Origin of the sequence: Burkholderia sp. AU38729, from assembly GCF_020419725.1 — a bacterium.
Taxonomy (GTDB): domain Bacteria; phylum Pseudomonadota; class Gammaproteobacteria; order Burkholderiales; family Burkholderiaceae; genus Burkholderia.
In genome coordinates, this window is record NZ_JAIZQO010000016.1 from 132,888 (window position 1) to 145,628 (window position 12,741).

At 69.2% G+C, this 12,741-nt stretch carries 12 protein-coding genes and 1 riboswitch; of the genes, 4 read left to right on the forward strand and 8 right to left on the reverse strand.

The annotated features are described in order from the left end of the window. Positions 1-83: 83 nt before the first annotated feature. The 8 genes from LGM56_RS33110 to LGM56_RS33145 form a co-directional block, all read right to left on the reverse strand. Positions 84-1,049, reverse strand: coding sequence for a VacJ family lipoprotein (locus LGM56_RS33110; RefSeq protein ID WP_046546273.1), 966 nt, complete (start codon positions 1,047-1,049; stop codon positions 84-86). Between the two features lie 30 nt (positions 1,050-1,079). Then, positions 1,080-1,661, reverse strand: a complete 582-nt coding sequence (mlaD, locus tag LGM56_RS33115) for an outer membrane lipid asymmetry maintenance protein MlaD (RefSeq protein WP_226207858.1) — start codon at positions 1,659-1,661, stop codon at positions 1,080-1,082. A 24-nt stretch (positions 1,662-1,685) separates the two neighbouring features. Further along, a complete protein-coding gene (mlaE, locus tag LGM56_RS33120; RefSeq protein ID WP_006486220.1) occupies positions 1,686-2,453 on the reverse strand; it encodes a lipid asymmetry maintenance ABC transporter permease subunit MlaE in 768 nt (255 codons plus the stop codon). After that, positions 2,450-3,271 (reverse strand): ABC transporter ATP-binding protein, encoded by an 822-nt coding sequence (locus LGM56_RS33125; protein ID WP_006477138.1) that lies wholly within the window; start codon positions 3,269-3,271, stop codon positions 2,450-2,452. Before LGM56_RS33125 ends, mlaE begins: the two co-directional genes overlap by 4 nt. A gap of 84 nt (positions 3,272-3,355) precedes the next feature. Beyond that, positions 3,356-4,480, reverse strand: a complete 1,125-nt coding sequence (gene thiE / locus LGM56_RS33130) for a thiamine phosphate synthase (RefSeq protein WP_226207859.1) — start codon at positions 4,478-4,480, stop codon at positions 3,356-3,358. Then, positions 4,477-5,292: a thiazole synthase gene (locus LGM56_RS33135; RefSeq protein WP_089455465.1), complete on the reverse strand. Its 816-nt coding sequence runs from the start codon at positions 5,290-5,292 to the stop codon at positions 4,477-4,479. The genes thiE and LGM56_RS33135 overlap by 4 nt, the downstream gene beginning before the upstream one ends. Positions 5,293-5,341: 49 nt before the next feature. Next, positions 5,342-5,539, reverse strand: a complete 198-nt coding sequence (thiS, locus tag LGM56_RS33140; protein WP_011350713.1) for a sulfur carrier protein ThiS — start codon at positions 5,537-5,539, stop codon at positions 5,342-5,344. 32 nt (positions 5,540-5,571) lie between these two features. After that, positions 5,572-6,708 (reverse strand): FAD-dependent oxidoreductase, encoded by a 1,137-nt coding sequence (locus LGM56_RS33145; RefSeq protein ID WP_226207860.1) that lies wholly within the window; start codon positions 6,706-6,708, stop codon positions 5,572-5,574. Positions 6,709-6,933: 225 nt separating this feature from the next. Beyond that, positions 6,934-7,057, reverse strand: a riboswitch (TPP riboswitch). A gap of 269 nt (positions 7,058-7,326) precedes the next feature. Between LGM56_RS33145 and LGM56_RS33150 the strand changes: the two genes are divergently transcribed. From LGM56_RS33150 to LGM56_RS33165, 4 genes are all read left to right on the forward strand, one after another. After that, positions 7,327-9,096 (forward strand): ABC transporter ATP-binding protein/permease, encoded by a 1,770-nt coding sequence (locus LGM56_RS33150; RefSeq protein WP_089493967.1) that lies wholly within the window; start codon positions 7,327-7,329, stop codon positions 9,094-9,096. After that, positions 9,093-9,869 (forward strand): SDR family oxidoreductase, encoded by a 777-nt coding sequence (locus tag LGM56_RS33155; protein ID WP_226207861.1) that lies wholly within the window; start codon positions 9,093-9,095, stop codon positions 9,867-9,869. The genes LGM56_RS33150 and LGM56_RS33155 overlap by 4 nt, the downstream gene beginning before the upstream one ends. 234 nt (positions 9,870-10,103) lie before the next feature. Beyond that, on the forward strand, positions 10,104-11,366 hold the full coding sequence (locus tag LGM56_RS33160; protein ID WP_226207862.1) for an MFS transporter: 1,263 nt from the start codon (positions 10,104-10,106) through the stop codon (positions 11,364-11,366). 25 nt (positions 11,367-11,391) lie between these two features. Then, the gene (locus tag LGM56_RS33165; protein WP_264171059.1) at positions 11,392-12,708 is read left to right on the forward strand and encodes a D-amino acid dehydrogenase; all 1,317 of its coding nucleotides are present in this window, start codon (positions 11,392-11,394) and stop codon (positions 12,706-12,708) included. The last annotated feature ends 33 nt before the right edge of the window (positions 12,709-12,741 follow it).

Consider the following 12,741-nt stretch of genomic DNA (forward strand, 5'->3'; position numbering starts at 1 on the left):
CGAAGGTTGGAGCAGGTAGCTTACGCGCAAGTTCGCATACGCTACCGACTGAATCGTTTCCGGCTGTAACGAATGTAAATCCGTCAGTGCAGCCGGATGCTCGGGAACCGGAACCCGCCCGGCGACGGCGGCGCCACCTGCATCGCCGGCACGTTCGTCTCGCTGGCCGGGTTCGGCGATTCGGCCGTGCCCGAAGCCGGCGCGGCCACCGCCGCGCCCGATGCGCCTGCCGGCGCCGTTGCACCGCCCACCGCAGCGGCGCCCGCGGCACCGGCCGCGCCAGCTGCCGCCGGTGCCGCGCCGTCTTCCGGCAGGTCGTACTTCGGCAGCGCATCGTTGCTCGACGTCGCGGCCGCCTCGCCGCGCGCGTTGCTGATCAGCATCTGGCGGCGCTGCAGGTATGCGTTACGGACGAACGAATACTTGTCGAGCGCCGCGGCATCCAGCACGTCGCCCGCGCCGAGCAGGTTCGAGCGCGTGTTGACGAGGTTCACGCCGAACAGGCCCCAGCTCAGGCCATCCGGTTTCACGTACGTGAGCGGGTTGCCGACGTAGTCGACGCCCAGGCCGGCCGTGTCGCGCAGCGTGCTCGGGCCGAGCAGCGGCAGCACGAGATACGGGCCCGACGGCATGCCGTAGCGGCCCATCGTGATCCCGAAGTCGGCCGTGTGCTTCGGCAGCTTCGCGATCGTCGCGACGTCGAACAGGCCGCCGACGCCGAACACCGTGTTGATCACGACGCGCATGATGTCGCCGACGCCGTCGGCAATGCGCAGCTGCACGATGTTGTTCGCCGCGATGTAGACGTCACCGATGTTCGAGAAGAAGTTCGTCACGCTGTCGCGCACCGGCTGCGGCACCACGTACTGGTAGCCCTTCGCGACCGGCTTCAGCGCATACGTGTCGACCGTGTCGTTGAACTTGTACATCGACCGGTTGAAGCCTTCGAGCGGATCGCCCTTGGTCGGCGTCTGCACGGTCGCGCAGCCGCTCAACGCGGCGACTGCCGCTACCGCCAGCGCGGCCTGCCTGATGCGGATCGTCTGCATGGTCATTCCCTCTTGTTTTCTCTCGTGTGGTTATTGGGCCGCCGAACCGGACGCAGCGGACACCGCCGACGCCGGCACCGCCACCGGTGCGGGCGCGGCGGGCGCGGCGGGCGCGGCGGCCGACGCGCCGGCTGCCGGCTTCGCCCCGCCCGCATCGGCGGCCTTGCTGTACAGGAACTGGCCGATCAGGTTCTCGAGCACGATCGCCGATTGCGTCATCGTGATCGTATCGCCCGACTTCAGCATTTCGGTGTCACCGCCCGGATCCAGGCCGATATATTGCTCGCCCAGCAGGCCCGACGTCAGGATCTTCGCCGACGAATCCTTCGGGAACTGATACTGGCCGTCGACATCGATCGTGACAAGGGCCTGGTACGTATTCGTGTCGAAGCCGATCGTCTTCACGCGGCCGACCACGACGCCCGCGCTCTTCACGGCCGCGCGCGGCTTCAGCCCGCCGATATTGTCGAATTTCATCCTCACCGAATAGGTCGGCTGAAACGACAGCGAGCTCATGTTGCCGACCTTGAGGGCCAGGAACAGCACCGCAAGGAAGCCCACCACCACGAACAGGCCGACCCAGAAGTCGAGAGCAGTCTTTTTCATCGTCATCCCAAAATTTGGCTTGGCTGAGGCTTAGCTGAACATCAGCGCGGTCAGCAGGAAATCGAGGCCGAGTACGGCGAGCGACGCGAACACGACCGTCTTGGTGGTCGCGCGCGACACGCCCTCGGGCGTGGGCTTCGCTTCATACCCTTGATACAGCGCAATGAAGGTCACGGCGAACCCGAACACGATGCTCTTGATCACGCCGTTGCCGACGTCGGCCCAGACCTGCACGCCGCCCTGCATCTGCGACCAGAACGCGCCCGGATCGACGCCGATCAGCACGACGCCGACGAAGTAACCGCCGAGCACGCCGACCGCGTTGAAGATCGCCGCCAGCAGCGGCATCGCGATGATGCCCGCCCACATGCGCGGCGCGATCACGTTCTTGATCGGGTCCACCGCCATCATCTCGAGCGCGGTGAGCTGTTCGCCGGCTTTCATCAGGCCGATCTCGGCCGTGAGCGACGTGCCTGCACGCCCCGCGAACAGCAGCGCGGTGACGACCGGCCCGAGCTCACGCACGAGCGACAGCGCGACCAGCAGGCCGAGCGCCTGCTCGGAACCGTAGCGGTTCAGCGTGTAATAGCCCTGCAGGCCGAGCACGAAGCCGACGAACAGCCCCGACACGGCAATGATCACGAACGAATAGTTGCCGAGGAAGTGGATCTGCTTCGTGACCAGCCGCGGCCGGCGCAGCAGCGGGAAGAATTCCAGCACGAGGCGCACGAACAGCCGCGTGCCGTAGCCCGCGCGTTCGAGGCCGCCGATGACGTAACGTCCGATCGCGCTGATCATGCGCGCCCTCCGCCGAGGCCGAAATCCGCTGCGAGCGGCGGGCTCGTGTAATGAAATTTGAACGGGCCGTCCGGCGCGCCGTCGATGAACTGCCGCACGCTCGGGTCGGTCGACGCGCGCAGCTCGTCGGGCGTGCCCTGCGCGAGCACGCCGCCGTTGGCCAGGAAATACACGTAGTCGGCGATCGCGAACGATTCCGGCACGTCGTGCGTGACGAGGATCGACGTGGCGCCCAGCGCCTGGTTCAGCGTGCGGATCAGGTTCGCGGTGATACCGAGCGAGATCGGATCGAGGCCCGCGAACGGCTCGTCGTACATGATGAGCTGCGGATCGAGCGCGATCGCGCGTGCCAGCGCGATGCGGCGCGCCATCCCGCCCGACACCTCGGACGGCATCAGGTCGCGCGCGCCGCGCAGCCCGACCGCGTTGAGCTTCATCAGCACGAGGTCGCGGATCAGGTCTTCGGGCAGGTCGGTGTGCTCGCGCAGCGCGAACGCGACGTTCTCGAACACCGACATGTCGGTGAACAGCGCGCCGAACTGGAACAGCATGCCCATCTTGCGGCGCAGCGCGTACAGGCCGTCGCGCGTTTGCGCGCCGACATCGGCGCCGTCGAACAGCACCTGGCCGCGGCGCGCGCGCACGAGGCCGCCGATCAGGCGCAGCACGGTCGTCTTGCCGCAACCCGACCCGCCCATGACCGCAACCACCTGCCCACGCCCGAAGCGCAGGTTCAGGTTGGACAGGACGAGGCGGTCGCCGTAGCCGAAGTCGACGTCGCGAAGTTCCAGCAGTGTCTCGGTAGGAGTGGGGCTCACGGAGCTGACAGTCCTTTTACGCAGAACGCCGAATTATAGGGCCTGCATTGGAATGATGTCGTGAAGCCGTTTCGGGCCCTGCGGTCAACGATTGTCAAATTGTCCGGGAAAGCATTGCTGCAGCGCAGCAATGGCAGCCCGATAGTCGGTCGCGCCGGTCACCGCACTGACCACCGCGACACTGCCGACGCCCGTTGCCAGCACGCCGGGCAGCGCGTCGAGCCCCACCCCGCCGATCGCGACGAGCGGCGCGTGAGCGTCAGCGAAGCGCGCATAGCGGGTGATCCGCGCGAGGCCCTGTGGCGGCGCAGCAACGGCCTTGGTCGCGGTCGCGTACACGGGGCCGAGCGCGAGGTAGCTCGGGCGCTCGTGCAATGCCCGCAACATTTCGTAATAACCATGGCTCGAAAGTCCGAGCCGCAGGCCCGCGCGCGCGATCGCGGCCAGATCGGCCGTCTCGAGGTCTTCCTGACCCAGATGAACGCCGTACGCCCCCTCTTCTGCGGCCATCTGCCAGTGATCGTTGATGAACACACGCGCATCGGGATAGCGGCGCCCGGCCGCGACCGCGCGGGCGATTTCCCGCCGCATCACGTCCGGCGTCGCGCCTTTCACACGCAGTTGCACGGTTCGCACGCCGCAATCGAGCACGCGCTCGACCCATTCGGCGTCCGGCACGACCGGATACAGGCCTAGTTGCGCGGGACACGGCGCGAACGCGGGTTCGGGCGCGGCCGGCAACCCGGCGACCCGCGGGAACTGCGCAGCGTCGACCGGCCACGCATCGGCGGCGCGCGTTTCATCGCCGTCGCGCCAGGCCAGCGCCAGCACCAGCGCGTCGATCGGCGCAAAGCCGCAATCGAGGAACGCCGCGAGCGCGGCGATCCAGTCGTCCCCGAGCGGATGCGCGGCGTCGAGCGCGTAACGCGCCCCCGCCGTGTGAAACACCGCGCCCTGCTCGTCGAATTCGATCGCGACGGCGCCCGGCGCCGCGGGCCGCGACGCGGCCGACACGCGCGCCTGCGCGGCGCGGTCGCCGGCCGAAACGATCAGCACGTCGCCATCGGCCGGCACATCGGGCACCGCGACGCAGAGCCGCCACGGCGCAGCGCCGCGCGGCCAGTCGCCGAGCCGCGCGCGAATCCGTTCGGCCGCTTCGGCCAGTTCGTCGGCCGGCGGCCAGAATGCATCGGCGAAACGCGCGCTCATGCGGCGCCTCCGTCCTGGTGCCAGAACGGCATCCCGACGACCGGCGTGCTCGCATGCGCGGTCTCGCGCGCATCCATCGGCCCGGCGAGATACGCGGCACGGCCGGCCTCGACGCCCTGCGCAAACGCGCGCGCCATGATCTCGGGATGCGTGGCCTGCGACACGGCCGTGTTCAGCAACACGCCGTCGAAGCCCCACTCCATCACCTGGCACGCATGCGACGGCACCCCGAGCCCCGCGTCGACGATCAGCGGCACGTCCGGCAGCCGCTCGCGCAGCACGCGCAGGCCGTACGGGTTCACGACGCCCTTGCCCGTGCCGATCGGCGCGCCCCACGGCATCAGCGCCTCGCAGCCGACATCGAGCAGGCGCCGGCCGATCACCAGATCCTCGGTGCAGTACGGCAGCACCTTGAAGCCGTCCTTGACCAGTTGCGCGGCCGCTTCGATCAGGCCGACCGGGTCGGGCTGCAGCGTGTAGTCGTCGCCGATCAGTTCGAGCTTGATCCAGTCGGTGCCGAAGACCTCGCGCGCCATGTGTGCGGTCGTCACGGCTTCGGCGACGGTCTGGCAGCCGGCCGTGTTCGGCAGCAGCGGCACCGCGTGGCGCTTGAGCAGGTCGAAGAAGCCGGCTTCGGCCGTGCCGCCGGTCATCTGGCGGCGCAGCGCGACCGTCACCATCCCGGGACGCGACGCGGCGATCGAATCGGACAGCGACTGCAGCGACGGATAGCGCGACGTGCCGAGCAACACGCGGCTTGCGAAGGTTTCGCCGTACAGCGTCAGCGCGTCGGCGGAGGTGAGGGACGTCATGTCGTTTTCCTGAAAGAGCGGGGACGAAGCGTGAACAACGCGGCGGCGCTCAGCCGCCCGCGACCGGGTGCACGACGTCGAGCTTGTCGCCCGCCGCGAGTGCGCGCGCCGCATGCTGCGTGCGCGCGACGAAGTTGCCGTTCAGCGCGACCGCGTACGGCGGACGCGCGCCGTACGCGGCGAGCGCGTCGGCCACCGTTGCGCCGTCGGGCAACGTCAGGTTCTGTTGGTTGATCTGGATGTCCATGGGGCTTCGTCGAATTCGGTCGGCAGCGCGCGTCAGGCCGGCTGACGCGCGTCGTTGCGGTGATGAAGGAGCGTCGGCCAGCGCTCGGCGTCGCGCCACGCGGCGAACGCATCGGCATCGCCGAACGCGCCGCCGAGCGCGGCTTCGGCGAACGCGACCGCCGCGTGCGCGACTTCCGGCGCGATCATGAAGCCGTGCCGGTACAGGCCGTTGACGGCGAGCGTCGACGCGCCGTCCCAGATCACCGCCGGGCGATGATCGGGCAGCGTCGGCCGGCATTGCGCATTGAGTTCGAGAATGCGCGCCTCGCCGAACGCCGGATGCACGGAGAACGCCGCGCTCAGCAGTTCGAGCGCAGAGCGCACGCTGACGGGCGACATGTCCTCCCCCTCCACCTCGGTCGCGCCGATCACATAGAGATCGTCCTGCTTCGGCGCGATGTACAGCGGGTAGCGCGGATGCAGCAGCCGCACGGGCCGGGTGAGCCCGATGCCGGGCGCGCGCACGCGCGCGACTTCGCCGCGGATGCCGCGCAGCGCGGGCAGCGCGGGTTTCGCGCCGAGCCCGCGGCAATCGATCGTGAAGTGCGCGGCAGGCAGGTTCGCCTCGTCGATCGTGACGTGCCAGTGCAGGTCGACACCGCGCTCGACGAGGCCGGCCGCGAGCGCGCGCAGCGCCTGGCGATTGTCGAGCTGGCCTTCGTTCGGCAGCAGCAGGCCGCGCGCGAAGCGGCCCGCGAGCACGGGCTCGGCCGCGTCGACCTGCGCGCCGGCGAGCGTCACGAAACCGCGGTCGAACAGGTCGGCCGGCGCGTTCGCGCGCACACGCCGCTCGAACAGCGGCGCCTCGGCGCGATCGGCGTGGTGCCAGACGACGAGCGTGCCGTGCTGCTGGAAGAAGACGGGTTCGGGCAGTTCCGCGAGCCACTGCGGCCAGCGCGCGAGCGACGCGGCGCCCAGCTCGGTGATCAGCAGTTCCGCGCTCGCCGCTTCCGCGAGCGGCGCGAGCATCGCGGCCGCGATCCACGCGGCCGACTGCTCGCCGTCCGGGCCGCCGCGCTCGTAAAGCGCGACGCGATGCCCGTCGCCCGCGAGCCGCCAGGCGATCAGGCGGCCGACGAGGCCGCCGCCGAGCACCGCGAAATCGGGTCGGGAATCCCGGACGTTCATCGCGCGCCCTCCGCGCGAGCACGCACGACGAGTGTCGACGCGCACGCGCCGCCGCATGCGGACGCACGCGGCATCGGGCCGGGAATCATGCAAAAGACTGAAGATTGTGCGGTCATCATTCCTTCCGTAACGCGCAAGGCGCGTACCCAAAAGGACGAAACCGGCAGCAAAGGCCGGCCGGGCGGGACAAGGGCGCTGACCATGTGGGATGGCAGCCAGCGCGACCCGGCGGGATCAGAAACTTCCCTCGCCGGTATTACCCGGATCGGGTGCGAAGGGTCTTTCTCAGCCTCATCGCGCTGCCCGGAACATCTGCCGGCCGCGCCACGAAGCACCCCTGTTTCGTCGTCGGCCATTAGACCATAAAAGCGGAAAGCGCCGCAAACTGTCCCCCTTGCGGCAAATTCGCCGACGTGCCGCGCCGCTCTGGCACAATGCCCGCAGGCCGGCCGCGCGAGCGGCCGGTTGCCGCGTCACCGCCGGCCTTAAGTGCCGTTTAAGACGCGCGGGCGACCATCCGGACGCCCGCCGTCAGTCGGCGCCGCGTCCCGGCATGCCGTATCGCGGCGCGCGCCCGGCTTCGCCCGGCCCGCGCGCCGGCTACTCATCAGGAAGCACATGACCCAATCGATCGATCCCGTCCGCTCCGCCTCCGACGCGCCGCAGGACGACCGCCCGGTATCCGCATGGAGCCTCATCAAGCCCTACTGGGTATCGTCCGAATGGAAAATCGCGTGGGGCCTGCTGGTCACGATCATCGCGATCAACCTCTGCGTGGTCTGGATCAACGTCCGGCTGAACAAGTGGAACGCGGAGTTCTACAACGCGCTGCAGTCGAAGGACGTCCACGACTTCCCGAACCTGCTGATGCAGTTCTCCGCGCTCGCGTTCGCCTTCATCATCCTCGCCGTGTACGGCCGCTACCTGCGGCAGATGCTCGGCTTCCGCTGGCGCCAGTGGCTCACCGACCGCTTTCTCGGCCAGTGGCTCGGCGATCGCGCGTTCTACCGGATCGAGCGTGACCGCCTCGCCGACAACCCCGACCAGCGGATCACCGACGACCTCCAGTCGTTCGCGACGACCACGCTCGCGCTGTCGCTCGACCTGCTGTCGACGGTCGTCACGCTCGTGTCGTTCATCACGATCCTGTGGTCGCTCGCCGGCGCGCTGACGATTTCGCTCGGCGCGACGCCGATCGCGATCCCCGGCTACATGGTGTGGGCGGCCGCGCTGTACGCGGTGGTCGGCTCGCTGATCATCCAGAAGGTCGGCCATCCGCTCGTGTCGATCAACTACCAGCAGCAGCGCGTCGAGGCCGACTTCCGCTTCGGGCTGATCCGCGTGCGCGAGAACGCCGAGCAGATCGCGTTCTACGACGGCGAGCAGACCGAGACCGGCAACGCGCAAAACCTCTTCATGCGCATCCGCGACAACTGGTGGCGCGTGATGAAGTACACGAAGCGGCTCACGTTCGTGCTGAGCTTCTACGGGCAGATCGCGATCATCTTCCCGCTCGTCGTCGCCGCGCCGCGCTATTTCGCGGGTGCGTTCTCGTTCGGCGTGCTGATGCAGATCTCGTCCGCGTTCGGCACCGTCAGCGATTCGTTCTCGTGGTTCATCAACAGTTACTCGACCCTCGTCGAATGGCGCGCCACCGTCAACCGTCTGCGCGAATTCAAGCGCGTGATGAGCACGTCGCACCTGAAGGAAAGCCTGTCGCCCGCGACCGAGCACGGCGGCATCAACCTGCACTACGTCGACGGCGCGAAACTGTCGACGTCGTCGCTCAAGCTCGCGCTGCCGAACGGCAACGCGCTCGCGAACATCGGCAGCGTCACGATCGAGCCCGGCTCGCGCTGGCTCGTGATCGGCAAGTCGGGTTCCGGCAAGAGCACGTTCATGCGCGCGCTCGCGGGCCTGTGGCCGTTCGGCGACGGCGCGATCGACGCGCCGGTCGGCGCGCGGATGATGTTCGTGCCGCAGACGAGCTACTTGCCGATCGGCACGCTGAAGGCTGCGCTCACCTATCCGGCGACGGCCGACGCGTTCAGCGACGAAGCCTGCCGCGACGCGCTGCGCGCATGCCGCCTCGAGGATTACGTCGACCGCCTCGACGAGACCGCGCACTGGACCCGCGTGCTGTCGCCGGGCGAACAGCAGCGCCTGGCCGGCGCGCGCGTGCTGCTGCACAAGCCCGACTTCCTGTTCCTCGACGAAGCGACCAGCGCGCTCGACGCCGACAACGAGGCGCGCCTGTACCACCTGTTTGCCGAACGGCTGCCGAAGGCCGCGATCGTCAGCATCGCGCACCGCGAATCGCTGGCCGCGTTCCACGTCGGCACGATCAACGTCGAGCGCGTGAACGACAGCGACAAGGTCGCGGCTTGAGCGCACGCGCCGCGCCCATCGCACGGATCGCGCTGATCACCGGTGCGAGTTCCGGGATCGGCGCGGCGCTCGCGCGGCGGCTTGCGGCACCCGGCATGGCGCTGGCGCTGCACGCGCGCGGCGCGGACGAAGCGGCGCGCGCCCGGCTCGCCGAAGTTGCTCACGCATGCACGGCGGCCGGCGCGGCGTGCGTCACGCTCACCGGCGATCTCGGCGAGCCGGGCGTCGCCGCGTCGCTCGTCGATGCGACCGCCACGCACTTCGGCGGGCTCGATCATCTCGTTGCCAATGCCGGCTTCGCCGCGCGGCAATCCTTTTCCGGTCTTTCCGCGGACGCGCTCGCGTCCGCCTTCGCGGCGATGCCCGGCGCGTTCTCCGCGCTCGCGGGCCGCGCGCGGCCGCTGCTCGAAGCGTCGGTTGCGCCGCGGATCGTCGCGGTCAGCTCGTTCGTCGCACACCGCTACCGCGCCGACGCGCCGTTCGCGGCCACCGCCGCGGCGAAGGCGGCGCTCGAATCGCTCGTGCGCTCCGCTGCCGCCGAATTCGCCGTGCGTGGCATCACCGTCAATGCGGTCGCGCCCGGCTTCACGCGCAAGGACCACGGGCCGAGCGCCGGCAATGCTGCCGCATGGGCGCAGGCCGAACAGGCGACACCGCTCGGCCGGATCGCCGAACCCGACGATGTGGCCGCGCTGATCGCGTTCCTGCTGTCGGACGCCGCGCGGCAGATCACCGGCCAGGTCGTGCATGTCGACGGTGGCCTGACGCTCTGAAGCAAGTGCCTGCGCGCCGTGCCGGCGCGCGGACCGTCGCCGTTGCCAGGGCCGGCATGGCGCCCAGGCGCGATCGGATTGACCATCACGCTTTCCCCGAACGCACGCCCTCCGCCCTCGCCCTTCACCGCGCCGCCGCGCACCGGCACTTCCCTTTTTGGCACCCCGCATCCCGCCCGTAAAATAGCCGCCAGACGGCAGCGCGAGACGAGACAGAAGAGGGGGGCGGCAAGCATGCAGGCATTCCAGTGGTTCAACGAACTGTCGACGCGCGAGCGCAGGACGCTGTACGCCGGCTTCGGCGGCTACGCGGTCGATGCGTTCGACTTCATGATCTATTCGTTCCTGATTCCGACGCTGATCGCCACCTGGGACATGACGAAGAGCGAGGCCGGGATGATCGCGACGAGCTCGCTGATCTCGTCGGCGCTCGGCGGCTGGGTCGCCGGCATCCTTGCCGACCGCTACGGCCGCGTACGCGTGCTGCAGTGGACGATCGCGACGTTCGCGCTGTTCACCTGCCTGTCCGGCTTCACCCATTCGTTCTGGCAGCTGCTCGCGACGCGCACGCTGCAGGGCTTCGGCTTCGGCGGCGAATGGTCGGTCGTGACGATCATGATGGCCGAGACGATCCGCTCGCCCGAGCATCGCGGGAAAGCGGTCGGCACCGTGCAGAGCAGCTGGTCGTTCGGCTGGGGCGCGGCCGCGATCCTCTACTGGGCGTTCTTCGCGCTGCTGCCCGAGCAGGTCGCATGGCGCGCGTGCTTCTGGATCGGCATCCTGCCCGCGCTGTGGATCCTGTACATCCGTCGCAACGTCAGCGATCCGGACATCTACACGGCCACCCGCCGCGCGCGCGACGAAGGCCGCGTGTCGGGCCACTTCCTCGAGATCTTCTCGCCGCCGCACCTGCGCGCGACGCTGTTCGGCAGCGCGCTGTGCACCGGGATGCTCGGCGGCTACTACGCGATCACGACGTGGCTGCCCACCTACCTGAAAACCGTCCGCCACCTGTCGGTGTTCAACACGAGCGGCTATCTCGTCGTGCTGATCGTCGGCTCGTTCGTCGGATACGTGGTCGGCGCGATCCTGTCCGACCGGCTCGGCCGCCGCGCGTCGTTCATCCTGTTCGCGATCGGCTCGTTCTCGCTCGGCATGGCGTACACGATGCTGCCGATCACCGACACCGCGATGCTGCTGCTCGGCTTCCCGCTCGGCATCGTCGTGCAGGGGATCTTCGCGGGCGTCGGCGCTTATCTGTCGGAGCTGTATCCGGGCGCGATCCGCGGCTCGGGCCAGGGCTTCTGCTACAACCTCGGGCGCGGGCTCGGCTCGTTCTTCCCGATTCTCGTCGGCGCGCTGTCGCAGTCGATGTCGCTCGTGAAGGCGATCGGCCTCGTGGCCGGCGGCGGCTACCTGCTTGTGATCGTCGCCGCGCTCGTGCTGCCGGAAACGCGCGGCAAGTCGCTCGTCGACGATCCGGCCGTCGCGTCATGATCGGCCTCTTCGTTCGGGAAACCGCATGCACGTGATCGTTCTCGGCGCCGGCGTGATCGGCGTCACCACGGCCTGGCACCTGCGCGAAGCAGGCTGCGACGTCACCGTGATCGAACACGAAGCCGATGTCGCGCAGGCGACGAGCCTCGGCAACGCGGGCGTGATCGCCCCCGGCTACGTGACGCCGTGGGCCGCGCCCGGGATGCCGGGCAAGATCCTCAAGTACCTGTTCAAGCCCGCTTCGCCGCTGATCTTCCGGCCGACGCTCGACGCCGCGCAGTGGCGCTGGATCGCGCGCTGGCTGCGCGAATGCGAGTTCGAGCGGTTCCGTGTGAACAAGCAGCGGATGCAGCGCATCGCGTACTACAGCCGCGCATGCCTGCACGCGTTTCGCGACCGCCATCCGTTCGACTACGGCGCGAGCCGCGGCTACCTGCAACTGCTGCGCGGCGCGTTCGACGTCGAGATGGTGCAGCCCGCGTTGAAGGTGCTGCGCGACGCGGGCATCGCGTTTCGCGAACTCGACGCGGCCGGCTGCACGGCGATCGAACCGGGCCTGCGCTGGGCGCGGCAGGCGCCCGTCGGCGGCATCTACCTGCCCGACGACGAAGCCGGCGACTGCGCACGCTTCACGCGCGAACTGCGGGCACTGTGCGAAGCCAGCGGCGTGACGTTCCGCTTTCGCACGGAAGTGCGGGCGCTCGACGTTGAAGCCGGCCGGGTGCGCGGCGTGCGGATCGTCGGCACCGGCGACGAGGATGGCGGACCGAATCCGCGCGCATCAAACCCCGGCGGCCAGCACCGTGACGTGCGGATCGCCGCCGATGCGATCGTCGTCGCGCTCGGCGTCGACAGCGCCGGCCTGCTGCGGCCGCACGGCATCGACGTGCCGCTGTATCCGGTGAAGGGCTACTCGGCGACGCTCGCCGTCGTCGACGACGAAAAATCGCCACACGCCGCGCTGATGGACGAATCGCTGAAGACGGCGATCACGCGTTTCGGCCCGACGCTGCGCGTCGCGGGTACCGCGGAACTCGGCAACCGGCACGCCGCGCTGCGCCAGCAGGCGCTCGATACGCTGATGAAGGTGCTCGACGACTGGTTCCCGCACGCGGCCGATCGGGCGTCGGCGCGCTTCTGGGTCGGCCGCCGGCCGATGACGCCCGACGGGCCGCCGCTGCTGGGCGCAAGCGGGATCGACGGACTCTGGCTGAACGTCGGCCACGGCTCGACGGGCTGGGCGATGTCGATGGGGTCGGGGAAGGTGGTGGCGGATCTCGTCACGGGGCGAGAACCGGAGATCGATCTGTCGGGGTTGACGCTCGCGCGCTACGCCCGGTAGGCCCGGCAGGCCCGGCGATATCGTCGACGCGAT

Excerpts from the sequence above, each read along its gene's own strand:
- LGM56_RS33110 (WP_046546273.1), bottom strand. The coding sequence starts at position 1,049 with ATGCAGACGATCCGCATCAGGCAGGCCGCGCTGGCGGTAGCGGCAGTC.
- mlaD (WP_226207858.1), bottom strand. The coding sequence starts at position 1,661 with ATGACGATGAAAAAGACTGCTCTCGACTTCTGGGTCGGCCTGTTCGTG.
- mlaE (WP_006486220.1), bottom strand. The coding sequence starts at position 2,453 with ATGATCAGCGCGATCGGACGTTACGTCATCGGCGGCCTCGAACGCGCG.
- thiE (WP_226207859.1), bottom strand. The coding sequence starts at position 4,480 with ATGAGCGCGCGTTTCGCCGATGCATTCTGGCCGCCGGCCGACGAACTG.
- LGM56_RS33135 (WP_089455465.1), bottom strand. The coding sequence starts at position 5,292 with ATGACGTCCCTCACCTCCGCCGACGCGCTGACGCTGTACGGCGAAACC.
- thiS (WP_011350713.1), bottom strand. The coding sequence starts at position 5,539 with ATGGACATCCAGATCAACCAACAGAACCTGACGTTGCCCGACGGCGCA.
- LGM56_RS33145 (WP_226207860.1), bottom strand. The coding sequence starts at position 6,708 with ATGAACGTCCGGGATTCCCGACCCGATTTCGCGGTGCTCGGCGGCGGC.
- LGM56_RS33150 (WP_089493967.1), top strand. The coding sequence starts at position 7,327 with ATGACCCAATCGATCGATCCCGTCCGCTCCGCCTCCGACGCGCCGCAG.
- LGM56_RS33160 (WP_226207862.1), top strand. The coding sequence starts at position 10,104 with ATGCAGGCATTCCAGTGGTTCAACGAACTGTCGACGCGCGAGCGCAGG.
- LGM56_RS33165 (WP_264171059.1), top strand. The coding sequence starts at position 11,392 with ATGCACGTGATCGTTCTCGGCGCCGGCGTGATCGGCGTCACCACGGCC.